Origin of the sequence: Bacillus sp. FSL H8-0545 (genome assembly GCF_038006105.1) — a bacterium.
GTDB lineage: Bacteria > Bacillota > Bacilli > Bacillales > Bacillaceae_G > Bacillus_A > Bacillus_A cereus_U.
On the sequence record NZ_JBBOUO010000001.1, the window covers coordinates 2,165,222 to 2,189,563 of the forward strand.

Here is a 24,342-nt window from a genome sequence, read left to right on the forward strand (position 1 = left end):
TCCCGCATTAACTGCCCGGAAACGCCAGATTGGTTCAACTAATAAGCAGTGGGAAATGAACAAAACCCCTACTGATTAAAGTTTCACTTTATGAAAATATAGTAAAAACAACCTAAAAATAGGCATATGAACAAGGTACATCATCTAGTGATAGGTCATATTTTGTTGGTGTACGTATTGAACTTAGTTTATCCCGCTATTTGCGGGCAGTAAAACTCCCACCTCAAAATTCGACTGGAGCAAAGAAGTTAGGTGGGAGCCCTGCTGCCCGTAGACGCCCGATTGGTTCAACTAATAATCAGTGGGGGATGAACAAAACCCCTACGGATTAAAGTTTCACTTTATAGCGCTATTTCTACTTAGATTTAACGAACAGAAATATAGGAAAGTATCGATGGGGTTGTAGTTTATAAACGGAGGTCATGAAGATGAATAATTTTCAACAAGAACTACAAGCGTTAAGCCTTAATGATTATCAGCCTGGAAATATTGTGTATTGGGACCAGCAAAACCAATATCCATATTACTATATTGAAGATGCTGCTCGTCGCTGTGGTGGTTGTGGTCGCTGTGGTGGTTGTGGTCGCTGTGGTGGTTGTGGCGGTGGTGGTCGTTGTGGTGGATTCCGTTGTTTTGGTTGCTTCGGTTGCTTTAGTTGTTTTGGTTGTGGTGGTTGCTCTAATTGCTCTAATTGTTTTGATGGTTTTAATGGTACTACTGTAACATTTGAATATTGATAAGAGACAAAAGGAATCCATTTTGAAAAAAGATTGATCAAAACGGATTCCTACTTTGTGAAGCATTATACAATTTTTATAAAAAAGTGCTAACAAGTTTTCAAACGAACTTGCTAACACCTATACGAAATAGATATAAAATATCGCTGATATGTCGCTTGATAAAACGATAATAATTAAGCACTTATAATGAATACTAGGTTTTTAGAAAAGAAACCACAAAATGTAATGTTTTATTTCATTATGAAAAGAAATTATTCTAATAGGTCGTTGTGCATCGGCTTCATAGGATAATCTCTTTTATGCTTATTTTTGTAGAGAATGTACTGTTAACTTTAGTTGTTCAATAAATTCTCGGGTAGCAGCGCACATGTATTTATCTTTTCTATAAATAAGTCCTATATCTATTGTTGGAGTGGGGTTTTCAATTTTAATAGATTGAATGTGTTCGCTTTGCAAAAAGTCTATATAAGGTTTTGGTAATACTGTAATTCCCATACCTTTTGAGACCATTTGAATTAAAGATTCCATTGTACTAATTTCTAAAATTGGCTTTGGTTTAAAGTTAAAGTTTTGGCAATGAGATGTAATTAGTTCTGTTAAATAGAAATTTTTAGGCAGAAGAATTAAAGGATAGTCCTGTAATTCTTCAATAGATACATACTTACGTTCAGTTAAAGAATGGCTGGTTGGTACAACTAATGTAAGTTCACTTTTATATAGTGGGATAGAAACAATCTCTTTATCTTGCACTGGGAGAAATGTAATGCCAATATCTAATTCGTTTTGTAATAATTTTTCACGAATTTCTCCTGTACGAAGACCTAATACAGAAAGCTCAATATTAGGATATAAATTATTGAAATTTAAAATGGCTGGTGGTAGTAAATAATTTACGACGGTTAACAATGAGCCGATTGTTAAGGATCCATGCTGTAATCCGTTTAAATCTTGAATGGCAGAACGGGCTTGTTCGACTTCATGAAAGATTGTTTTACTGTGCGATAATAAAACTCTTCCTGCTTCAGTTAAAGATATTTTTTTACCAATTCGATCGAAAAGTGGCATGCCTACTTCATGTTCTAATGCACGTATTTGTTGACTTAGTGAAGGTTGTGAAATGTTTAATTTCTCAGCTGCTTTTGTAAAATGTAACTCTTTTGAAACAGCTAAAAAGTATTCTAGTTGTCGTAATTCGATTGGAATCACCTCAAATTTAATCATAGGATATACCTATCATTATTATATAAATAATTGAATTGAACAATGGTTTTATGAGATTTATAATCACTTTATCAGAAATGGATTGATTATAAAAATTAGATGAGGTGAAGCAGAATTGTTGAAATCGAACGTATTACCAGGAAATTATTCACAAGTACTTCAAAAAAGGTATGAGGCGGCTGTACCGACAGGAATATATCATTTAACGCCTTTATATGTAAAAGAAGCAAGAGGAGCGATAATTACAGATGTAGATGGAAATCAGTTTATTGATTTTGCTGGTGGAATTGGAATGCAAAATGTTGGTCATTGTCATCCGAAAGTTGTAAGAGCGGTACAAAAACAAGCGGAATCATTTATTCACCCATGTTTTCATGTAACTCCATATGAAAATTACATTACTTTAGCAGAGAAAATTAATGAAAAAGTGCCAGGAACAAGTGAGAAAAAAACGATGTTTGCAAATAGTGGTGCGGAAGCGATTGAAAATGCTGTGAAGATCGCACGTAAAGTCACAGGGAGAAGTAAAGTAATCTCGTTTGAACGAGGATTTCATGGGAGAACATTAATGACGATGTCTTTATCGACCAAAGAAAATCCATATAAAGCAGGATTTGGTCCGTTCGTTTCAGACATGCATATATTGCCGTATCCGTACTACTACAGAGCTGAAGAAGGGGCTTCTCCTGAAGAAGTGGATTCTCAAGTCATCTATCAGTTTGAAAAGTTTTTAGAAGAAGTATCACCTGAAAAAGTAGCGGCAATCGTAATGGAACCAGTACAAGGAGAAGCTGGATTTATTGTTCCTTCTATTTTATTTGTAAAACGAATCCGGGAGATTTGTGATCAATATGGTATTTTAATGATAATGGATGAGGTGCAAACTGGATTTGGTCGAACTGGGAAATGGTTTGCAACGGAACATTTTCAAATAGAGCCTGACATTATTACATTATCAAAATCAATAGCTGGAGGCTTACCATTAAGTGCAATTGTTGGCCGTGCGGAGTTGATGGATATTCCTGGGAGAGGGAAAATCGGTGGGACCTTTGCGGGAAGTCCATTATCATGTGCAGCCGGTCTTGCTGTATTTGAAATTATGGAAGAAGAAAATCTAGTTGAAAGAGCTCAGCAAGTTGGAAATAGAATAATATCACATTTACATGAAATGCAATTGAAATACGAGGTCATAGGTGATGTTCGCGGAATTGGTGCAATGATTGCAATGGAACTTGTAACGGATCGTATAACAAAAGAACCAGCAAAAGAACTAACATTAAAATTAATTGATGAATTCTGGAAGAATGGGCTTATAAGTATTGGAGCGGGGATATTTGATAATGTACTACGCTTTTTACCACCTCTAGTTATCTCAAACGAAGAAATAGATAGAGGGTTTGAAATAATAAATGAGTCTTTTGAAAAGTTGTGCCGCAAGTAAGAGGAGGGATTTGAATGACTAAAGTATATGAAATCCTATCTTTAAATATAGGATTGCCAAAAGAGGTTATGTATGGTGGGAAGTTAATTCAAACAGGGATAAATAAAAAGCAAGTAAAGGAACCTGTTTTTTTATCATTTTTAAAGTTTAATGGAGATGGACAGGCGGATTTAGTTCATCATGGAGGGGTAGATAAAGCGGTTTGTGTTTATACTGGTGACCACTATCCGTACTGGGAAAAAGAATTGAATCAGGAACTTGTATATGGGGCTTTCGGTGAAAATATAACAGTAAGCGGAATGCGTGAAGAAGATGTTTGTATTGGTGACACGTTTCAACTCGGAGAAGCGATTGTACAAGTAACGCAGCCAAGACAACCTTGTTTTAAATTAGCGAAGAAATATAATATTCCAAAGCTACCATTATATTTTCAAGATACAGGATACACAGGTTTTTATTTTCGAGTATTAAAAGAAGGGTGGATATTACCGGTAGATACTTTGAAATTGTTGAGGCCTGATCCAAAAGGTGTGTCAATTTCGTTTGCGAATCGCATAATGCATAAAGAAAAACAAAACTCTGAAGGATTAAAAAGGATTTTAGAAGTAAATGCACTGTCTACTAGTTGGAGAAAGACGTTTGAAAAGCGTATTAGGGGTGAAGAAATAAGTACGAAGGAGCGACTTGAAGGAACAAAATAATAAGTGAATAATATTTTTATAAATGGTGCATTTCTATTAGTAATAAGTTAATTAGAAAGCACCATTTGTATATAATAAACTTATTAATATTCAAAAATCTTTATATGAGTTTATTTGACTTATTTTTAAATAGTCAAAACAAAAAATAAATTAGACTATTTTTTTATGTTTTATGATAATATATTGATTTGAAAGGCCTATTATTCTAGGAGTAGGTCATATAAGTATATCTAATTTAATGGAATCGACGTATGGAGGGACAATATGGGGAATGTTGATAATTTTGCGAATATTCTATTAGAAGAACCGAAAAGAGAGCAGTTATTTCCTTTATTTGAAGAAGTGTTTGGGATTACAAGTCAAACATTGCATGATTTTTCAGCGAAAGGATATTGGGATTATACATATAAAGCATTATCATTTTTACAAGATGATAAAGCGATTGCAAATGTTGCGGCATTTTCACTTCCGCTTTTAATTAATGGTGAAAAAATAAATGCAGCGGGTATTCAATCAGTAATGACACATCCGAATTATCGTAGACGAGGATTAATGAAACAATTGTTTAGTAAGATGATAGAGGAAATTGATGAGCAATGCGAGTGTGCGGTCTTGTTTACTGAAAATCCGGAACTATATAAACCATTTGGTTTTCAAATTGTGCAAGAATATTTGATGACAGTATCATACGAAAATAAGAGTGATAAAGATTCTCAACTTAAAAAGTTAGATTTTTATAATGAAGAGGATAGACAATTAATACATGAGATTATTGAAAATGGCCAAAGGCTTTCTAATAAATTTTCAACGTTAAATTACCGCTCTTCGTTTTATTTAAATATGTATGATTCAACATGGAATGAAAACCTTTATTATTCAGAGAAATTAGATGCGCTGATTGTTTTTACAGTAGAAAATCAAAAACTAAAATTATTTGGAGTATTTGCGCCGGTAATTCCGATTTTAGATGAATTATGTGAGGAAATCTCTGGGGAATTTACGGAGATTGAATTTTATTTCTACCCAGATCAATTAGGAATTGATGATGTACAATATACAGAATTACAGACTAGTAAGTATTTAATGGTTCGAAGTAATAAAGAATTAGATTTTAAAGGACATAAATTCCCAGTTTTAACGGAGTTTTAAATATTAATTTAAATGCTTTTTTATGGAGGAATTATGAAAACATCATATATACCAAATCATATTGAGCAACTTACTGTAATGAACGCACCTAAATTTTACAAACTTGAAGACAATGATACATTCATTGTCCATTCGAAAGAAGAAACAGATTTTTGGCTGAAAACCCATTATGGTTTTGAAGTAATGAATGGCCATGTATTTTATGATGAGATAATGACAGATTTTCAGGCTGAAGTTCAATTGCGCATGAATCCAAATGCGACATACGATCAAGCGGGTTTATTTGTTATGATTTCTGAGAAGTGTTGGTTAAAAACATCTTTAGAATATATTCCTGAGGGCCCATCACATTTAGGTGCTGTCGTAACGAATAATGGCTATTCTGATTGGTCAACGCAAGACTATCCAAATGAGTTTGCTAAGCAACAATTAAGTTTTCGAATTATTCGAAAACTTGGCGATTATACAATATATGTGAAAACGAGTCAGCGATGGGAACAAATAAGAATCGCTCATTTGATGGAGGACATAGGTAATGAGCCTGTTAAAATTGGTTTTTATACGTGTAGTCCTTCTGAAAATAATGGATTCGAGACCGAGGTTTTCGATTTTAAAATTGAACAAATATAGATGGGAAAACCGCATTCTTACTAAATGAGAATGCGGTTTTTATTAAGTTAAAGAGTATTCACATCAACTGGCAGTGAAAATGCCTGGTAGATTAAAGTTCCATTTTATTGACTAAAAATGATTTAAAACTTATCATTTAATAATGTTAAATATTAATTTACATAATATAATAGGACTAATGAAGAAATTACAGACTATATCGTTTAAATAAGGAGGAATATGAATTATTCAATGGTAATTTCATGAAAAAAGGAGATTATGTATGAAATCATTTCGCAAGTTGTTACAGTATTTAAAACCATACATGTTCTTCGCTATTATTGGGCCGTTATTTATGGTACTTGAGGTTGCGATGGACTTAATTCAACCGACAATAATGCAACATATTATTGATGTTGGAATTGCAAACCGGGATTTGAATTATGTAATAAAAATGGGGCTTCTTATGATAGGGGCAGCAGCAATCGGTTTAGTTGGAGGACTTGGTTGTATGATGTATTCTACAAAAGCTGCTGTTAATTTCGCTACAGACATACGAAAAGATGTGTTTGCGAAAATAGAAACATTTTCCAGTAAAAATCGTGATTCATTTGGAACAGGTAAATTATTAACAATCGTGACAAATGATATTACATCTATTCAAGCGGCAATGACGATGACGTTACGTGTACTTGTCCGTGGACCGTTATTATTTATTGGAAGTATCATTATAGTCTTTGTAACAGCGAGAGAACTATTTCCAATTTTACTTGTTGTGGTACCCGTTTTATTAGTTGCAATTGTATGGATTGCAGGTCAAGCGAGCGGTTCATTTAAACGAGTACAAGAAGCATTAGATAAAGTAAACACAAAGCTACAAGAAAATTTATCCGGTGTACGTGTTATAAAAGCATATGTAAGACAAAAATATGAAATCTCACAGTTTGAGAAAGTTAATACAAGTTTAACTGAAATAAATATTCGTGCTATACAAATTATTTCATTGATGATGCCAATTATTATGCTAGTTGTAAATGGCGGGATTGTAGCAACTTTATGGATTGGTGGCGAGAAAGTTTTTAACGGTACACTCCAAGTAGGGGCCATTTTAGCTTTTATTAACTATTTAAATATCATTTTAATGTCACTTATGTCTATTAGTATGGTATTTATTCAAATTGCCCGTGCTTTTCCATCAGCTGATCGTGTACAACAAGTCTTACATACTGAAGTTGATATTACAACTGAAGGCGAAGTATATGAACCAAAACAAGTGAATGGTAATGTAGAATTTAAAAATGTTAGCTATAGTTATACGAAAAATAATGAATATGTTTTAAAAAATATTTCATTTACCGTACGTAAAGGTGAAAAAATAGGGATTATTGGATCCACTGGAAGTGGTAAATCTACATTGGCGAAACTATTGCCACGACTTTACGATGTTGATCAAGGTGAAATATGTATAGATGATGTTAATGTGAAAGCATACGATTTGCAAAAACTTCGTGCTTCCATTGGCTTCGTTCCACAAAAGGCACTTCTCTTTTCAGGAAGTATAGAAGAGAATTTACGTTATGGCAAAGAAGATGCCACTTATGATGAATTGGAATTAGCATCTTCATCTGCTTGTGCGACTGAGTTTATCAATAAGCTGGAAGACTCTTATCGATATAACTTAACACAAGGTGCAACCAATCTATCTGGCGGTCAAAAACAACGTATATCTATTGCAAGAGCCTTAGTGAGAAAGCCATCTATTCTTGTATTAGACGATTCTACATCGGCAGTTGATGCGAAGTCAGAAGCTGTAATACAAGAAGCGTTAAGGTCAAGATATAGTGGCACAACGACATTTTTAATTGCATCAAAAATATCTTCTATTATAGATGCTGATAAAATCCTCGTTTTGAATAACGGTGAATTAGTTGGAAATGGTACGCATGAGGCTTTATTGGCAACTTGTGAAGTGTATCAGGAAATTTATCTTTCCCAAGGTGGTAGCCTGCAGCAAGAAGGAGGGGAAGAGCATGCGTAATTTTCAAGGACAATTTGGAAATAAAGGTGGACGTAACAATCCGAAAACGGGAAAAACAAAGAATACTAAAGGAACTATAATGCGAGTATGGAACTACATGGGGTATCAAAAAGCATCTCTTATGTTCGTTATTATTCTTGTATTTATCACGACATTACTAGGTTTACTTGGCCCATATTATATGGGGGTCATCATTGATGAATACATTGTACCGAAGGATTTAAGCGGGACAGCGAGAATGTGCATGCTGCTCATTGCAATATATGGGATAACCGTATTGTTAACATGGTTACAAACATTTGTAATGATTAATGTTGCATTAAAGACTATACAAAAAATAAGACAAGATATTTTTGAGAAAATCCAAACACTTTCTCTGCGATTCTTTGATGTACGTTCTCAAGGTGATTTAATGAGCCGTGTGACAAATGATATTGATAACTTAAATCAAGCTTTGACACAAAGTGTTGTACAAATTATTTCCTCAGCTTTAACATTTATAGGTGTAACAATTGCGATGTTTTCATTAGATTGGATTTTAGCGATTGTAACTTTAATTACAGTACCTATTATGTTTTTCGTTACAAAAAAACTAGTTGCTTATAGTGGTAAAAACTTTGCGAAGCGTCAAAAAGATTTAGGGGAATTAAATGGATTTATCGAGGAAGCTATTACAGGTGCAGACGTAACTACGTTATATGGAAAAGAAAAAGAAACCATACATAACTTTAATGAAATTAACGAACAGCTAAGAATTTCAGCAACGAAGGCTGAAACGTTTTCAGCATTTATTTTTCCAAGTATGAACTTTATTAATAACTTAGGAATGGGGCTTGTAATTGGAACTGGATCGGTAATGGTATTAAACGGAATGACAACGGTAGGTGTCATTGCAGCTTTTATTAATTATTCTCGACAATTTTCGAGACCACTTAGTCAATTTGCAACTTTAATGAATACGATTCAAGCGGCAGTTGCTGGAGGAGAACGTGTTTTTGAAATTATGGATGAAGTACCAGAAATTCAAAATAAAAAAGATGCAGTACTTGTACAAAATTTACAAGGACATGTTAGGCTTGAGAAAGTTTCATTTGGATACGCACAGGACAACATGATTTTAAAAGATGTGAGTCTTGAGGCGAATCCTGGGGAGACAATCGCTTTAGTCGGTCCAACTGGATCAGGAAAAACAACAATTATTAATTTGTTAACTCGCTTTTATGACATTCAAAAAGGGAAAATTAGCATTGATGAAAAAGATATAAAGGATTATGATATTAATTCTTTGCGGAGTAAAATAGGGGTTGTTTTACAGGATACGTATTTATTTGCTGGGACGATTATGGATAATATTCGTTATGGGCGTTTGGATGCAAGTGACGAAGAAGTAATGGCCGCTTCTAAAGCTGCATCAGCACATTCTTTTATTAAGCATTTACCGAATCAATATGAAACAGAAATCGCTTCAGAAGGTTCGAATTTAAGTCAGGGACAAAAACAACTTCTTGCGATTGCACGAGCGATCTTAGCAGATGCAGATATATTAATTCTCGACGAAGCCACATCTAATATTGATACGAGAACAGAATTACAAATTCAAGCCGGATTAAATAATTTAATGAGAGGGCGAACGAGCTTTGTAATTGCTCATCGGCTGAAAACGATTGAAAAAGCAGATCAAATACTTGTAATAAAAGATGGAAGTGTTTTAGAGAGAGGAAATCATGAAACTCTCATGGAAGATGGAGGGTTTTACTTTGATCTGTATACGAGTCAGTTTAAAATTTAACGGAAATATTGATGTGATACGGTTTCTCGTGGGAAGAGAAACCGTATTTTTTGTATTTGCAAATATTGCTATCCGAATAGTCTCTCACTAAATGTTTTAACAGCATTCTCTTGCAATCCTGGTAAAACATGCGAATAGCGATTTAAAGTTATGAAAACGTCTTTATGACCCAATCGTTCGCTTACAATCTTTGGATGTACTCCTTGTTTTAAAAGAAGCGTTGCATGTGTATGGCGTAAATCATGAAATCTAATGTTGTTTAATTCTGATTTTTTTCAAATAGGCTTTAAATGTATCATGAAAGCCACTTTTGTCCTCTTTTTCCGGTCTCTGGATCAGCTCCGATATCGACAATAATACACCACTTTGTTCCTCTTTTTCGAATATGTCCTTTCACTTAAAACATTCCTTCATTGATTTTTGAATCATGTTGTATAAGTCTAGTTGTAATTTTGCTTCTATGAAAATTACATGTTTGGACATATTAGCGATGGATATATTTTACCATATATAAATTAAATCATTTTGGAGTCGTCTATTTAGTAAATAAATTAAAATTATAAGAAATATGATTTTTAGTATATTTTTATCTGTTGGTGTATATATATTGTTTTTATTCTTTTTGGATTTCAAATGAAATTTCTTTAGCTGCTTCTAAAGCAATTTTTTTAGCTTCTGTTTTAAAATAGGATGCTGCTAAAACGTATCCACATCGATGTCCCATTGATGTAGGTGGTTTTAAGACCGTTCCTTTTTTAGGTCTTATATAGACTTTCTCTACACCAGGATATTTAGAACTGCGGTTTTTTCCTGTAACTCGAATTAGTTTTCCTTTAAATTTAACTGTTAGGTAATGAGCGTACACATATTTATAATGTTTTTTATTTAGTGAAGGTTTATTTCCTAACATTAACTGAATAGTCTCTTGCACTAAGTTGATTCCATGTCCAATTTCAATTATGTCATTCATTGCTCCACCTGATATTCTGGGGTTTATCTCAATTAATTTCCAAACATCATTTATTCTCCGGAGTTCTAGATGACAAGCTCCATTTTTCATATTAAAAGCCTGAATAACAGAATTAACTGCATTGAAAAGACTATTATATAGTCCTTTGTCTACCTGTCCTAATAAAGAATAACCAGTAACAATAAAGCGTTCAAAAAGTGTAATTTCTTGTTCAATTATTGCTATAATATGAACTTTTCCATTTTGAACCAAAACTTCGACTAAGTACTGAGGTCCATCTATATATTCTTCAAGTAGAATTTCTTCATTGGGTAGTTTTTTTAAAAGACTTTTCATAGATAAAATTAATTGATCTTTATCTTTTACTAATAATACATCTTTTGAACCTGTGGATTTAGGAGATTTTACAATAAGAGGAAAATTCATATTTTTAGTTTTTTTAAGGAAAGATGATAATAATTCTGTTGGTTTATAAGTTAAATATTTGAGTGAGATTGGTAAATCTTTAAGTACATTACGAGTTAATATTTTGTTCTCCATACGATAGATTGTTTTAGTAGATACAATATTTGAACAAAATTTTTCTGATAAACGTGCAGCTACATAAACAAAAGGATCAATAAAACTAAAGATTCCTTTTATGTTTTTTCCTGATTTTATTATTTTTTCGATTATTGTAATTATATTATCATAGTCGTTTATATCAGTAAGAATCATTTGATGTACATCAGGGAATATATTTCGTTCTTCAATAAATTTTGTTTTGTTAGTTAACAAAACAGTAAAGAAATTAAGTTTTTCGGCTGCTTTGATTGCTTCTCTACTTGATCCAGATTTATTTGTTTCAATAAAAACAATAGTATCCATCCTTGGTCACCTTAACCTTAATCATTTTATAAAACCTCAAAATTATTATTTATATAGGTAGAATATTAAAATGAGGTAAAGCTTGTTCTTATTTTTTGAAAATTGGTTAAAATGAGGAGGAACATGAATATATATATAATAAATTTGATATTTATTTTGAAAAAGATTTTTTGAAAGAGGGGAAGGGGAACCAATATGACTATAATTGGTATGCTTCACCATCGGGAAGATCCGAATATAGTAAAAAAAGCATATGCTTATGCTGCTGTAGCTAAAGCTGAAGGTGTGAACTTTTTTTATTTTACTTTAGGGAAAGTAAATATAGAAACTAAGAAGATTTTAGGTAAAACTTATGAAAATGGTAAGTGGATTGAAAAAGAATTTTCTTTTCCTGATGTTATTTACAATGCAAGTGTTCATGTTAGTGATAAAAATCAGCAAATCTATGATTATCTATATGAAAAAGTTCCGTTTACAAGTCATTCAATTGGAGATAAATTAAGTGTTTATAACAGAATAAATAGAGCAAAAAAATTTAAGCAATATCTTATTCCTTTTTATGAATTAAAAGATGTTAATAAGTTTTTTGACATGATTAATCGTTATGAAAAACTTATTATTAAACCAATTTCTGGACATCGAGGTAGTGGTATTATTTTCATTGAAAAAAATGGGATAAATTACAGTATGAATGAGTCAGAACAAATTTCATCTATTAATAAAAATCAATTACGGAGCTTTATATCTGATAAGATTCAAGAGAAAGGTTACATAGTTCAACAGTTTATTTCATGTCAAATGAAATCTGGTCATGTTTATGATTTTCGATTGCATGTTCAAAGAAATGGAGAAGGAAAGTGGGTTATTACTTCTATATTCCCGAGAATAGGTCCATTAGGAAGTATTGTATCAAATATGGCTAGGGGTGGTTATAGTACTTATTTAGATGTTTTTTTAAAAGCGGAGTTTGATAACGATTGGTATAATATTCAAAGGTATTTAGAACGATTTGCAGTAACTTTTTCTAACCATTTTAATTCTTTATATAAGGATGTATTATTTGATGAGTTAGGAATTGATGTTGGGATTGATAAGGATCAAAAATTGTGGTTATTTGAGGTGAATTGGAGACCAGGTGTACCTAATATATTTAATCTTGAATTAGATGTAGCTAGAAATTTAGTTCACTATGCTAGATATTTGGCTGATAAATATAAATAAGAAAAGGAAAATAGAAAAATATAGTGAGACCTAGAAACCTTTATATACCAATATTTCTACTAATCTCTCTTTCTATATCTCCTATAAGGCTTTTCTCCATGCATTCCGAAATTCGGCGGATGCTGGACTGTCGCCGAGCCGACGTACCTAAAACGAGGAAAATACCGGAACCTGGTAATACACCCTTCATTGTGGGCGGGGGCACCTATTTATAAAAAAATACCCTTGTCCAATCCATTATCATTCTCCAGTCATTTAATACTACAAATGGGGGAGAACACGGAAAACAATGAAAAAATCACGTTTCGATTTGTGAAAAAAGATGGAGAAGAAATTAATTTGGGAAATCTTGCTGATAAACGAAAAATTGTCATTGTCATTAATAATTAGATTACATTTGCACCGAATACAACACAAATTGCCAGTGGAGCCGGACAAAACAGTGCAGCAGGAAGTAATGCAGCAATCGATTCATCGAATACCAGACAGCAACAAACGGTGGGTGCTGGAGGCGAAGCGATAAATAAAGGAATTAGTGGGGACCAGATTGAGCCGCATAAAATGAAAAAAGAAATTTCGGATGAAGAGGAAGAATTTGTACTTATCATCAATAATCAAATTAATGAAACCAGTAAGGAACAGGCTAGCGCTACTCAAGTGGCAAGTGGTGGTGGAGATGACAGTGCAGCAGGAACCAACGCTGCCATCGAAAGTTCTAGTACTAAACAGCAACATGCAGTGGGAGGCGGAACGGATAGTTCGGCAGAAAATGCAGGTGAAGAAGGCGACCAAATAGAAAAATGCGATTAAAGAAAAGAGGCTGTAATTATTTCGTAGCCTCTTTTTCTTATTATGGATTAATTGGTCTATTACTTACCCAACCAAATTTGGAATATATTAAATGTCTTGATGCATCATATACTGTCCATAATCCTATCCATTGAGAAGCATTTGGATTTTTATATACTGCGATTGATCCATAAGATCTTCTATGACTAGCTAAAGTATTGTCAAATTGATCTGATGCGGTTTCTCATAGAAAGGGAAATCGCTTTTTTGTATTTGCAAACATTGCTATCCGAACTGTCTTTCGCCACAGAAGCATGTGTTTTTGTTTTGAAGAGCTATTAGTATTTGTACGGTTTCTAGTAATAAGTTTTGGATTATACATTCAAAAATAGAAAAATATATCCAGCCTAATTTAGCAATGAAGCTTAGTAAGAAGCGTGTGGATGTAAAAATCGTTATTGAATAAAAATCAAAAGAGCACGCCTATAAACGTACTCTTAGAAAGGTAAGAATCTTATGAGTGGAGGGGATCTCCATATAATAACATATGCTTGTCTAGTTTAAATGTGTAAAATTTATAAAAAAAAATGCTATTTTATTAAGAAACGAGAAATGATAGATAAGTAAATACATAAATTATCGGATGTTAGTAGTTTTAATGAAAAAGAAACCTTTTTATAAAGGTTTCTTTTTCATTAAAACTAACAATCAAAATCATTGTCGTATTCATGGTAACATTCATCGCAAGGGTTGTTCTGGTCATCGCAGCAAATACAAAATGTTTTATTGATAAATATATCAATAAAATCAAATGTATCGGAATTATTTGTGAGTGTAAGGTTTTGGAAATCCTCTACTTGAAAAATCCTTGTTTCATTAGGAACTAAAGTTGCATTAATTGGTATGTTAGAGCTTCTTGTTTGAATTGTTACTACAATGGGGCCGGAATCGTTAGGAACAGATACTTGAAGTAATGTTTTGTTGTGATTAATAGTAAGATCTTCAAATACGGTTCTTGAGATATTAGGGGGTACGATAATATTTAGAGGTACATTTCCAGCTAAGGTAGTTCCCGAACCAGCAATCGTATGAGTTTCGACAGAACAGTTACTATCTTCGTTAAGAGAATATGAATGCTCTTTATAATAATCATTTTGTTCATTGCAGCAGATGCAAAACGTTTTTTGGATAAAAACACCAATGTTGCTACTTGTATTATTATTATTTGTGAGAGTGAGGCTTTCAAAATTTTCCACTTGAAGAATTCTTGTTTCACCTGAAGCTATTGTAGCGGTAATCGGTCTACGAGAATTTCTTGTACGAATAGTTACAACAATTGGTGCAGAAGTACCAGGAACATGAAACTGCAGTAATGTTTTATTGTGATTATTAGTAGCATCTTCAAAAACTATTCTTGAAGTGTTAGCTGGTACAATAATATCTAATGGTATATTTGAGCCAGCAATCGTATGCGTTTTAGTGAAACAGTTCTCTTTTTTATTGTGAGAATATGAATAGTTTTTATAGTACTTTTTACCATGTTTATAAAAATAATCAGCCATTCCTTAATCTCCTATCTTTTATTTGTCTATATATTTTATTTAATGAGGGTAAGAAATGTTTGTACAAGGTAGAAAAAAGTTCTATTTAGGAGAATAAGAGAAAAAGCTTAAGATGTACGTTCAGTAGCGTTTGGTTCAGTTAAACAAAATATAAGAATTGGATAGTTAATCTTATTTCCAGAAGACTTCCACCTCGAAATCCTGTTGAAGCGAAGAAGGTAGCTGGGGGATTAACTGTCCATAAAAGCCCGTTTGGTGAAATCTAAAATTAAGAATTAGAATGAGTATAGAACTAGTTAATAATAATTGAAATGGCGCTAAACACTAATAAAACTGCCATAATAATGTTAAATATTCGGTTGTGTTTTAATAAAAGTTTTTGAAACATCGATCCGAATAGACACCAACTAAACGTACTCATTAAACCGACTATGCCTAAAAACAATGAAAAGAAAAGGTAACTAGAATATGAATGGTAGTAAGGGAGAATAAAAGTTGATACTACAGTCAGTCCGAATAAAATTCCCTTCGGGTTAACAAATTGAAGCATAATTCCTACTAAAAATAAGTTTTTATTACTTTTTTCATTTGTATCTGTATCGCCTTTACTAGTGAGTATTTTAAAAGCTAAATACAGCATATAAGCTACACCTAAAATTTTTAAAGGGAATTCAATTAATGGCAGAATATTTATAAGTACAATATTAAAGAAACTACATAATGAAGTGATAATAAAAAAACCGAAAGCCACACCTAGGCAAAATGTAATGCTTCTTTTTAATCCATATTGCTTGGCGTATGTCATAGCTAAAAAATTGTTAGGGCCTGGTGTGAAGCTACTAACAAAGACAAATAATAAAAAAGAAAATATAGGCATTTCAAAAACCCCCTCTTATTCGTGTGTTATAATGACCGAAAAGAACAATATAACGTGTGCTTTTTATTATACATAATGATCGTTATATTGTATAGGAGTGTTTTTTATGGAGGAAATTCAAATTATCCTTGCAAAAAATTTAAAAGCTATTCGTAAGAAAGAAAAACTGAGTTTGGAAAAGGTTTCACAATTAACAGGTGTGAGTAAAACAATGATTGGACAAATTGAAAGAGGGGAATCTAGTCCTACGATTACAACAATTTGGAAAATCGCTAATGGACTAAAGGTTTCCTTTACTTCTTTAATAAATAATCCACAACCAGATACGACTATAGTTTTACGGAATGATATCCAAATATTGTCTGAGGATAATGGGAGGTATAGAGTATTTCCTTCATTTTCGTTCCAAGAAAATAGACAGTTTGAAATTTATATGATTGAAATTGAAGAAAAGGGAAGTTTGAGTGCGGAAGCTCATAAAGAAGGAACGGAAGAATTTATAACAGTGTTTGATGGAGAATTAACAATTGAAGTAAATGGGTGTAAATATAATTTAAAAAGTGGTGATTCCATTAGATTTAAGGCGGATAGACCACATGTTTATTACAATTTAGGAGAAACATTAACAAGAGTGAGTATGACAATTTATTATCCTGTTTCTTAATATATTATGAAAAAACTATCTATTATTAGGTAGTTTTTTTGTATTAAAAAACTCATTTGAGTATCAAAGCAGTATTTGCTTTGATATGTTAATTTAACATCGTAAAGATTCATATTGTAATTAAAAGTAATAAACCATCTGTAAATTTAGATAAACATAAATGATCTATACAGTAGTTGATAATAAGCTTTACTGGATATTTAACATAGATAGTCTTTTCTATTCGTCCATTTACAGTACTTTTAAGTATGTATATATTTTTAAACTTTAAAAAATATATACATTTAATAGTTATTAAGAAGTTTGAGCATTTACTTATGAGAGATGCGGCTTTGCACCTATATAGTGAATATGATTTTTTTTGTAAATATTGTACTGCTTATAAATGGATTTATTTCAAGACTATTGAGGTGTATTTACTAGTAAACGTGGAAATGTAAAATGTGCTTCTGTATTTAGTTATATAATCTAATCACAAAATTACTAAGGACATATAATTAATATGTGAGTTGCGAATGTAATTAAATGGTTGTTATAGAGTTTAATTATTAGTAGCGTTTTCATTTCTGAGAGTATAATTCAATTTACTTTATGTGAAAATGATGACTCTTAGGATAGAAATGAACTCAAAAATTAAATCAGTAAGGAGGAAAAACATGAAACATAATGATTGTTCTAACGACAATCACTGTAATCCAATTGTTTTTACAGCTGATTGTTGTAAGAATCCACAGACAATTTGTATTACTAATCAACAATTAGCTAAATTGATTAGTTTATTAGATGGTTTAAAAGCGGCTATCCCAGCGTGTTTTGCGAATCCAAGTAATACCAATAGACTGGCGCTAATCAATTTGTTTGATCAATTCTTATTGTTCCTAAATTCATTACTACCTTCTTCAGAAGGGGATTATTTAAAAGAATTAATTCAAAGTATTTTAAATGTATTACATCTTCCTAATCCGAGCTTGGAGCAATTGTTTGTACTATTACAACAATTTTATAGTGCACTTGCAGAATTCTTCTTCGCTTTAACGTGTATTGCTCCATCAACTTTACGACTTTTATTAAATCTATTAACACAAATAATTAGTTTTACTCCAATTCCGCCAGGTCCAACAGGAGTGACAGGAGCAACAGGAGCAACAGGAGCAACGGGAACAGCAGGAACAGCAGGAGCAACAGGAGCAACAGGAGCAACAGGACCGTCAGGAGGTCCGCCAGGTCCAACAGGAGCAACAGGAGCAACAGGAGCAACAGGAGCAACAGGAGCAACAGGAGCAACAGGAGCAACAGGAGCAACAGGAGCAACAGGAGCAACAGGAGCAACAGGAGCAACAGGAGCAACAGGAGCAACAGGAGCAACAGGAGCAACAGGAGCAACAGGAGCAACAGGAGCAACAGGAGCAACAGGAGCAACAGGAGCAACAGGAGCAACGGGAGCGACAGGAGCAACAGGAGCAACAGGAGCAACAGGTTCAACAGGAGTGACAGGTTCAAGTGCTATCATTCCGTTTGCATCAGGAACTACACCAGCAACTTTAATATCAGCTAATATTTTGACTGGGGCCTTAGCTACAGGAGCACTAATTGGATTCGGATTCGGATTATCAGGTATAAGTTTAACTCTTGCAGGAGATATCGTTTTAGCAGCAGGGCTAGGAGACTATGCTTTTGTAGCACCACGCGCAGGTACAATTACGTCATTAGCAGGTTTCTTTAGTACGGTAGCTGACGTAGGCATAGGAGGTTCAAATGTTCAATTGCAAATATTTATTGCAAGTGCGTTGAGTAATACCTTTTCACCACAAGGACCACCTCTAACATTAGCACCAGCATTGCCTGCGATTGGTATTGGTTCAACAGCAGCAGGAATAGAGCCTCTAAATATTTCAGTGAGTGCTGGAGACAAAATATTAGTGTATGTTACTCTTCAGACAAGTTTATTTGGTACTGCGATTGGATTCGTAAGTGCAGGTATGTCAATCAATTAATTCATATTAAAGATGTAGTTTGACTTACTTTATATACAGCTTTTCCCTATGCAGGGAAAAGCTGTATATTTTTGTGTATTTTCTTAATTTCAAGTTTCGAATAGTTTTATAGGGTCAATAATAAATGAAGCAAAAAAGCCCATAATTTAATGGGCTTTTTAATAAAGGTTACTATAACTGAAGTGTAATAAGATTATAGTGGGAAGTGAATTGTAATAATTAAGATTTATTCTTATTACAATTACAACTACAACCTTTTTTCTTTACATAGCCTTGTTGAGCTAAATCTTTTTGCGACTGAGAATTGGAAGATTGAGAAGAAGTTGAAGAACTACTATTTTTGTTATTAGAATTGTTTTTTCGATAGTTGCTATAATTACTCATAGTATCATCACCTCCAATTAAATATATAAATAGTATATGTTTGTACTCTATTAATTGTTACGTTTGAGAATATGTAATGGGGATATACAATACAAAAATCTCCAAGGAGTTTTCCAAGGAGATGAATTATAGTTTTCTAATAGAAATGAATTAAATCAGTAGCCCCAATATGGAGGGAAATAGTATGAATCTTGGTAATATAAATTTTGTTGTTGAGGTGGGGATTGAGTTGATTGATTCATTGTTCCGCGGTTTTGATTACAGTTTGCTGGTGGACCAATTACTGTAGTAGATTGAATTGGAGAAATGGCTTGTTTCCATTGTTGTTCATCGAGACAGTAAGTATGGGCCATAATGTTTGATGGAGTTAATCTTAAAATATCAGATCCAAAAATAACTTCAGGAGTTGGGGCATCAAAAATGGCTAATAAATGTGTATTATCTGTTGTGGCGATTTCATAATGCCACCAAGCTTGTGGGATATTAGCAACTTGCCCTGGTTTAATCGGTAAGTTTAATATTTGGTTCGTAAATGGATTAAGTAAAGAAACAACAGCAGATCCTGAAATACAGTAAACGAGTTCAGCTGCATTTTGATGGATGTGTGGTTCTACAACATTACCTGTGCTTAAATATATATCTAATAAAGAAGTGTTTTCTAATGTGTTTAATTGTTTGATGCCAAGTACGTTTATATAATTTTGAGCATCTTTCTTAAAAAAATTACTTTTATTTAAATCATGGGTGAAATTGGTTGAGGGGGATGTGTAGTCAACATTGGAAGTCAATTGTATTACCTGCCTCTCTTATGTTGTATTGCAATCTGAAATTAGGGTATGAGTCTAGTTATTGAAATGTGAAGGGGCTGATGATTTTAGTTTGTTAAAAAATAAAAACGTTAGTATGTATGCAGTATGATTGGATTACGATGAAATAGTATAAAATTAGTTTGGTAGCATTTATATGATGGTTAATCCTGAAAAACTTATGCATTTAAATGTAAAAATATAAAATAAAGACGCATTTCAACAGAAATGCGTCTTTATTTTATTACTTTTCTAACATTTCAAGAGGTACATCTTTTTCACCAGCTACCTCGAATTTAATTTCCCCGTCTTCTTCATAAATACGTTTAATAATCGGTATAGTAATCATTAATTTTTTATGCTGTTTTCGCTTTCTAGCAGCATCTAAGCTAATCACGTTCATTTGTAAGCATCCTTTCTTCTAGAAATATATAAGCAAAAGAAAATGCGTCCGAAAAGGGCACTTAATTGAATTTGAAATACCGATTCATTTAAATGGGGTTTATATTATTTTATAATTGAAAACTGATTGTAAAATAATGTGAATGGAATAATTGCACGTAGAAATTAACTTTACCAAAAAACGAAACAATATGCTATAAAAAAATTTAAAACTTTGTCATATAACGAGAAAAAGGTTTTCGTTTCGCATATAATGAAAAGTAGACAGGCAGCAAGAGCTTTTTCATCATATTGCTTTGGAAAGGCGATGAAAAGAATGGATACGTTAGATTCATTATTATCTCAACTTGAACAATATGGAGAAGAGCATGATCGACATAAAAAAACGCGGGAAGAAAAGTTACGGAATATTTCTCGTGAGATGGGACAATTTTTATCAATTTTAGTAAAAGGGTGTAATGTAAAAAAAATTTTAGAAATTGGAACTTCAAATGGTTATTCTACATTGTGGCTAGCAAATGCGGTAGAAGAAACAAATGGAAAGGTTACAACGGTAGAACTTTCTTCAGAACGGGTGGGAGAGGCACTTAGGAATTTTCGGAAGGTGAATTTTACACAGCGAATCGATATCCACAATCAAGAAGCTGGGGCATTTTTAGATTCGCAATTAGATCATTCATTTGATTTTATTTTCCTAGATTCAGAACGTACGCAATACATGTGGTGGTGGGAACATATAAAACGTATTTTAGAGCCAAACGGTTTTCTTGTTATTGATAATGCAACTTCTCATGCGGAGGAATTAGCAGAATTTATAAAGATGATTGAAGAAGATGATACGTTTGAAACGGTGTTATTAGCTTTTCAAAAGGGAGCCTTTGTTGCTCGAAAGAATAATTAGAAGCGAGCTTTAATATCATTATCACATTGAAAGATAACAAATGTCAAAAGATTGAGTGCTGTATGATTTGAAGGAGATTGACAAATTGAATTTAAAATTAGCATGCAGGGGGTAATAAATAAGGTGATTCGTAAAGAATCCGCCTTCAGCATGTTACTCTCTAGGTCTTAAGTCTGAGGAAAATAATGACGAGAACAAGTATACTTATACTATGAAACAGGGAATGACTGCATAAGCAGGTATTTCTTGAAAAATCGATTTCAAGCAAGCAAAATGTATATGAAATACGATATATTAGATGAAATATAGTGCACATAAATTCGCACATATAAATAAAGGAGCGATTTTGTTGACTGAACTCGAGAAAAAAGAACCTGTATCGATTGTGAAAGATAATAATGTAGAAGTAGTAGTTGATACAGTAATAAAAGATGCAGAACTTGAAGAACTGAATAAAGAAGCAGATCTTTATGTACAAAAGTTAAATAGCGAGCAAAATACAGATTTATCAAAAGTATTGTCGCAGCTTGGAGACTTAGGGGATAAAGAGCAGCAAGCGGCAGGACAAACGCTATCAGCTTTAAAACGTCCTGTGACAGCGATGATGAATGGAAAGAATGAAGAAATTCCAAATACATTGTTAGAATTACGAAAAGTGGTATCAGAACTTGATCCAAACTCATTAAAAGCAACTGGTATGAAGAAACTTATGTTTAAAGTGTTTAAGAAAAATCCGCTTGAAAATTACGTGCATAAATATCAATCTATAGATAAGCAAATCGAGGAGATTATAAGATCACTTCTCATTGGCCGTGATAACTTGCAAGAGGATACGGTTGGTCTTGAAATGTTAAAAGAGCAATCACACGATAAAATTCACGCTCTTGATAAACAAGTATACTTAGGAAGAAAACTTGCTGGTATGCTGGAAGCTGAGAAACAAAATCCAGAACGTCAAAGGGATATTCCGTTAATAAATGATGCATTAGAAAAGATACTTGTACGTACTCGTAATATGCAACAAGCAAAAAGTGTATTATTACAATCTATCGCGTCTGTAGATATTATTAAGAAAAATAATGAAAAGCTAGCAGAAGCAATTCGCAATGCAATTACGATGACACAAAACGTTGTAACGGTTTCAGCTGCAATTCAGCTCGCATTAACAAATCAACGTAAAACAATTGATGCAGTTAATGCGACAAATGAAGCGATTGAATCAATGGTATTAAGCAATTCTCAAGCATTAAAACAAAATACAGAAGAAACAACAAAACTCCTAGAAAATCCTGCAATTAGCATGGATAAATTACGTGAATCATTCCAAAATGTATTCGCTGCTATTGAAGCATCTGAGAAATCGTCAGAGCGTATTATTGAGTCTAGTAAGAAGTTTGTAATTGAACTTGACACATTTAATGATGAGATGAAGCAGAAACTCATTCAGCGTCCAAGGAAATAACAGATCATTTGAGGAGGTGAAAAAATGAGTTTCATTCAAGGAGTATTATTACTATTAGGGTCATTACTTTTACTCGCATTTACTGTCGTTGTTTTAGTTGTATACTTCGGACGTAAACTTTATTTTTCATGGACGAAACCATATAAGAGAGCGCAAGATTCCATTGAAAAATTATCGAACAAATCAACACCGTTTTTACAAGAATTTACGCAGCACCCACTCTTTTATCGCTGGATTCGTACAGAAGGGAAAAAAGAACAAAATGCATTAAATACTCTTTTCTGTACATCAGGCCAACGTACGAGAGAGCAAGTTTTCTCAATGTTACCGAAAGAAAAGCAGAAAAAAGTGCATGTGATGGCAAAAACAACAAAAAAGCTTACGAATGAAGATATTGATATCGCAACAATGAAAGTGAAAGATTTCTTGAGACAAGAATCACAGCAAACTGTAAAACCGACAGACTTATCGTTTTATAAATTGTATTTCTATGATCGATATCCAGATGCATTAAATACAATTCAAGCATATAAACGCTCGATTAATCCTTCACTACAAAGAACGGTTGATGACATTACAATTTCAGTATTAAATGCACTTCCGTACTATCAAGAACAACGCATGTTTGAACAACAACATAAACTTGAAACGTTCTTAATGAAAGATTTAACAGCGATGCTATCATTAGTGGTACAATTACCACCATCACAACGTCCTGAAAAAGAAGAAGAACTAAAAATATACTTGCAAAATTTCCAAAAAGAAATGGAAGTAGTAGAGCGAGACATTCGTGATTCCATTGATCACGATTTGAATGTGAAGATGAGAGCAGCGACTGAGAAGTTTAAGAATAAATAGAAAAAACCGCCTTAAAAGTTGAATGTTTCGGCTTTTAGGCGGTTTTTTGTGAATTTGAGGAAGTTGATAATTTTAAAAATTGTATGGGAGAAGTTACATTTGTATCACAATCAGAAATGGCAGCGAAAAGAACATATTATTTGATGAAGGAAATATACATTAAAGTACAAATAGCTGAATGAGATTTTTTGTATGATTTGTAAAAATATGATGTTAAAATATATAAAGGGATGTAGAGTCAGAAAAGTACAATGTGCATAATAATTGAATAGTGTATAAGTATTCCCATGTAGAAAGTGAATGATTACATGATTAATAGTATGCAATTGTTGTATGTAGTGGCTTCTTATTTATTTGGAAACATATTGACCGCTTATATAGTAACAAAATGGAGACATAACGTTGATATTCGTGATGAAGGAAGCGGAAATCCTGGTGCAAGAAATATGGGGCGAGTATATGGAAAAGGGTATTTTGTCGCTACATTTATAGGTGATGCGATCAAAGGTGCAATTGTAGTTTATATAGCAAAATACCTTTTTGAAGATGCTACATTCGTAATGCTGGCATTATTGGCCGTTATCATTGGACATATTTATCCAATGTTGTTTAAAGGTAAGGGTGGAAAAGGAATTTCAACATTTATTGGAGGGTTAATAGCATTTGATTATTTGATAGCGCTTACTCTAATAGGCATTTTTATTGTATTTTATTTAATATTTAAAGGATTTACTAAGCCAGGGTTAATTACAATCGCTTGTTTACCAATTTGCATGATTTTTTATTCTTACTCTATTGGTACGACTATTTTAAGTGCATTTATTATTGTGCTTATTTTATATGTAAATCGAGAATAAAGTGAATCTTTTATAAGTGGGGGAATCTCCACTTATAATT

Annotated in this window: 20 protein-coding genes and 2 pseudogenes; 15 read left to right on the forward strand and 7 right to left on the reverse strand. The window is 32.8% G+C overall.

The genetic code is table 11. The annotated features are described in order from the left end of the window. Positions 1-428: 428 nt before the first annotated feature. Positions 429-737 (forward strand): heterocycloanthracin/sonorensin family bacteriocin, encoded by a 309-nt coding sequence (locus MHI07_RS11375; protein WP_098988598.1) that lies wholly within the window; start codon positions 429-431, stop codon positions 735-737. Between the two features lie 306 nt (positions 738-1,043). Here MHI07_RS11375 and MHI07_RS11380 read toward each other — a convergent pair whose 3' ends face one another. Then, positions 1,044-1,946, reverse strand: coding sequence for a LysR family transcriptional regulator (locus tag MHI07_RS11380; RefSeq protein ID WP_087947322.1), 903 nt, complete (start codon positions 1,944-1,946; stop codon positions 1,044-1,046). A 130-nt stretch (positions 1,947-2,076) separates the two neighbouring features. Here MHI07_RS11380 and gabT point away from each other — a divergent pair, with 130 nt between their 5' ends. From gabT to MHI07_RS11410, 6 genes are all read left to right on the forward strand, one after another. Beyond that, complete coding sequence (gene gabT / locus MHI07_RS11385; protein WP_340823782.1) at positions 2,077-3,402, forward strand: 4-aminobutyrate--2-oxoglutarate transaminase; 1,326 nt, start codon at positions 2,077-2,079, stop codon at positions 3,400-3,402. A gap of 14 nt (positions 3,403-3,416) precedes the next feature. Beyond that, the gene (locus tag MHI07_RS11390; protein ID WP_002157844.1) at positions 3,417-4,103 is read left to right on the forward strand and encodes an MOSC domain-containing protein; all 687 of its coding nucleotides are present in this window, start codon (positions 3,417-3,419) and stop codon (positions 4,101-4,103) included. 264 nt (positions 4,104-4,367) lie between these two features. Continuing rightward, positions 4,368-5,252, forward strand: a complete 885-nt coding sequence (locus tag MHI07_RS11395) for a GNAT family N-acetyltransferase (RefSeq protein ID WP_340823785.1) — start codon at positions 4,368-4,370, stop codon at positions 5,250-5,252. 33 nt (positions 5,253-5,285) lie between these two features. After that, complete coding sequence (locus tag MHI07_RS11400) at positions 5,286-5,882, forward strand: DUF1349 domain-containing protein (protein WP_002085622.1); 597 nt, start codon at positions 5,286-5,288, stop codon at positions 5,880-5,882. Between the two features lie 262 nt (positions 5,883-6,144). Next, entirely contained in the window at positions 6,145-7,899 is a 1,755-nt protein-coding gene (locus tag MHI07_RS11405) for an ABC transporter ATP-binding protein (protein WP_340823788.1), read from the forward strand. Next, positions 7,892-9,688, forward strand: coding sequence for an ABC transporter ATP-binding protein (locus tag MHI07_RS11410; RefSeq protein ID WP_340823791.1), 1,797 nt, complete (start codon positions 7,892-7,894; stop codon positions 9,686-9,688). Before MHI07_RS11405 ends, MHI07_RS11410 begins: the two co-directional genes overlap by 8 nt. A 68-nt stretch (positions 9,689-9,756) precedes the next feature. Here MHI07_RS11410 and MHI07_RS11415 read toward each other — a convergent pair. Further along, a pseudogene (locus MHI07_RS11415) lies at positions 9,757-9,960 on the reverse strand (tyrosine-type recombinase/integrase); the annotation flags it as partial. Between the two features lie 341 nt (positions 9,961-10,301). Next, positions 10,302-11,525, reverse strand: a complete 1,224-nt coding sequence (locus tag MHI07_RS11420) for an ATP-grasp domain-containing protein (protein WP_340823793.1) — start codon at positions 11,523-11,525, stop codon at positions 10,302-10,304. Between the two features lie 195 nt (positions 11,526-11,720). Here MHI07_RS11420 and MHI07_RS11425 point away from each other — a divergent pair, with 195 nt between their 5' ends. Beyond that, the gene (locus tag MHI07_RS11425; RefSeq protein WP_340823796.1) at positions 11,721-12,746 is read left to right on the forward strand and encodes a YheC/YheD family endospore coat-associated protein; all 1,026 of its coding nucleotides are present in this window, start codon (positions 11,721-11,723) and stop codon (positions 12,744-12,746) included. Positions 12,747-13,013: 267 nt separating this feature from the next. Next, positions 13,014-13,556 (forward strand): annotated as a pseudogene (locus tag MHI07_RS11430) (hypothetical protein). 680 nt (positions 13,557-14,236) lie between these two features. Here the strand turns inward: MHI07_RS11430 and MHI07_RS11435 are convergent. Further along, the gene (locus MHI07_RS11435; RefSeq protein ID WP_340823799.1) at positions 14,237-15,097 is read right to left on the reverse strand and encodes an exosporium protein D; all 861 of its coding nucleotides are present in this window, start codon (positions 15,095-15,097) and stop codon (positions 14,237-14,239) included. Between the two features lie 292 nt (positions 15,098-15,389). Further along, on the reverse strand, positions 15,390-15,974 hold the full coding sequence (locus tag MHI07_RS11440) for a LysE family translocator (protein WP_340823801.1): 585 nt from the start codon (positions 15,972-15,974) through the stop codon (positions 15,390-15,392). Between the two features lie 106 nt (positions 15,975-16,080). On the opposite strand from MHI07_RS11440, the gene MHI07_RS11445 reads away from it, so the two are divergent. Both MHI07_RS11445 and MHI07_RS11450 read left to right on the forward strand, forming a co-directional pair. Then, positions 16,081-16,638 (forward strand): helix-turn-helix domain-containing protein, encoded by a 558-nt coding sequence (locus MHI07_RS11445; RefSeq protein ID WP_002109916.1) that lies wholly within the window; start codon positions 16,081-16,083, stop codon positions 16,636-16,638. Positions 16,639-17,294: 656 nt separating this feature from the next. Then, on the forward strand, positions 17,295-18,632 hold the full coding sequence (locus tag MHI07_RS11450) for an exosporium glycoprotein BclB-related protein (protein ID WP_340823804.1): 1,338 nt from the start codon (positions 17,295-17,297) through the stop codon (positions 18,630-18,632). Positions 18,633-19,171: 539 nt separating this feature from the next. On the opposite strand, the gene MHI07_RS11455 is transcribed toward MHI07_RS11450, so the two are convergent. After that, entirely contained in the window at positions 19,172-19,804 is a 633-nt protein-coding gene (locus MHI07_RS11455) for a cupin domain-containing protein (protein ID WP_340823806.1), read from the reverse strand. Between the two features lie 262 nt (positions 19,805-20,066). Next, entirely contained in the window at positions 20,067-20,225 is a 159-nt protein-coding gene (locus MHI07_RS11460) for a hypothetical protein (protein WP_002157830.1), read from the reverse strand. Positions 20,226-20,531: 306 nt separating this feature from the next. On the opposite strand from MHI07_RS11460, the gene MHI07_RS11465 reads away from it, so the two are divergent. The 4 genes from MHI07_RS11465 (at position 20,532) to plsY (ending at position 24,302) form a co-directional block, all read left to right on the forward strand. Continuing rightward, positions 20,532-21,125, forward strand: a complete 594-nt coding sequence (locus tag MHI07_RS11465) for an O-methyltransferase (RefSeq protein ID WP_340826897.1) — start codon at positions 20,532-20,534, stop codon at positions 21,123-21,125. A gap of 349 nt (positions 21,126-21,474) precedes the next feature. Further along, complete coding sequence (locus MHI07_RS11470) at positions 21,475-22,587, forward strand: toxic anion resistance protein (RefSeq protein WP_002109928.1); 1,113 nt, start codon at positions 21,475-21,477, stop codon at positions 22,585-22,587. Between the two features lie 24 nt (positions 22,588-22,611). Continuing rightward, positions 22,612-23,445 carry a DUF3974 domain-containing protein gene (locus MHI07_RS11475; RefSeq protein WP_002200488.1) on the forward strand — a complete coding sequence of 278 codons (834 nt, stop codon included), beginning with the start codon at positions 22,612-22,614 and terminating at the stop codon, positions 23,443-23,445. A gap of 308 nt (positions 23,446-23,753) precedes the next feature. Then, positions 23,754-24,302, forward strand: coding sequence for a glycerol-3-phosphate 1-O-acyltransferase PlsY (gene plsY, locus MHI07_RS11480; protein WP_340823808.1), 549 nt, complete (start codon positions 23,754-23,756; stop codon positions 24,300-24,302). Positions 24,303-24,342 lie beyond the last annotated feature (40 nt).

Bases quoted from the DNA above. Each gene is read 5' to 3' on its own strand.
- MHI07_RS11375 (WP_098988598.1), top strand. From the start codon at position 429: ATGAATAATTTTCAACAAGAACTACAAGCGTTAAGCCTTAATGATTAT.
- MHI07_RS11390 (WP_002157844.1), top strand. From the start codon at position 3,417: ATGACTAAAGTATATGAAATCCTATCTTTAAATATAGGATTGCCAAAA.
- MHI07_RS11395 (WP_340823785.1), top strand. From the start codon at position 4,368: ATGGGGAATGTTGATAATTTTGCGAATATTCTATTAGAAGAACCGAAA.
- MHI07_RS11400 (WP_002085622.1), top strand. From the start codon at position 5,286: ATGAAAACATCATATATACCAAATCATATTGAGCAACTTACTGTAATG.
- MHI07_RS11405 (WP_340823788.1), top strand. From the start codon at position 6,145: ATGAAATCATTTCGCAAGTTGTTACAGTATTTAAAACCATACATGTTC.
- MHI07_RS11410 (WP_340823791.1), top strand. From the start codon at position 7,892: ATGCGTAATTTTCAAGGACAATTTGGAAATAAAGGTGGACGTAACAAT.
- MHI07_RS11420 (WP_340823793.1), bottom strand. From the start codon at position 11,525: ATGGATACTATTGTTTTTATTGAAACAAATAAATCTGGATCAAGTAGA.
- MHI07_RS11425 (WP_340823796.1), top strand. From the start codon at position 11,721: ATGACTATAATTGGTATGCTTCACCATCGGGAAGATCCGAATATAGTA.
- MHI07_RS11435 (WP_340823799.1), bottom strand. From the start codon at position 15,097: ATGGCTGATTATTTTTATAAACATGGTAAAAAGTACTATAAAAACTAT.
- MHI07_RS11440 (WP_340823801.1), bottom strand. From the start codon at position 15,974: ATGCCTATATTTTCTTTTTTATTATTTGTCTTTGTTAGTAGCTTCACA.
- MHI07_RS11445 (WP_002109916.1), top strand. From the start codon at position 16,081: ATGGAGGAAATTCAAATTATCCTTGCAAAAAATTTAAAAGCTATTCGT.
- MHI07_RS11450 (WP_340823804.1), top strand. From the start codon at position 17,295: ATGAAACATAATGATTGTTCTAACGACAATCACTGTAATCCAATTGTT.
- MHI07_RS11460 (WP_002157830.1), bottom strand. From the start codon at position 20,225: ATGAACGTGATTAGCTTAGATGCTGCTAGAAAGCGAAAACAGCATAAA.
- MHI07_RS11465 (WP_340826897.1), top strand. From the start codon at position 20,532: ATGAAAAGAATGGATACGTTAGATTCATTATTATCTCAACTTGAACAA.
- MHI07_RS11475 (WP_002200488.1), top strand. From the start codon at position 22,612: ATGAGTTTCATTCAAGGAGTATTATTACTATTAGGGTCATTACTTTTA.
- plsY (WP_340823808.1), top strand. From the start codon at position 23,754: ATGATTAATAGTATGCAATTGTTGTATGTAGTGGCTTCTTATTTATTT.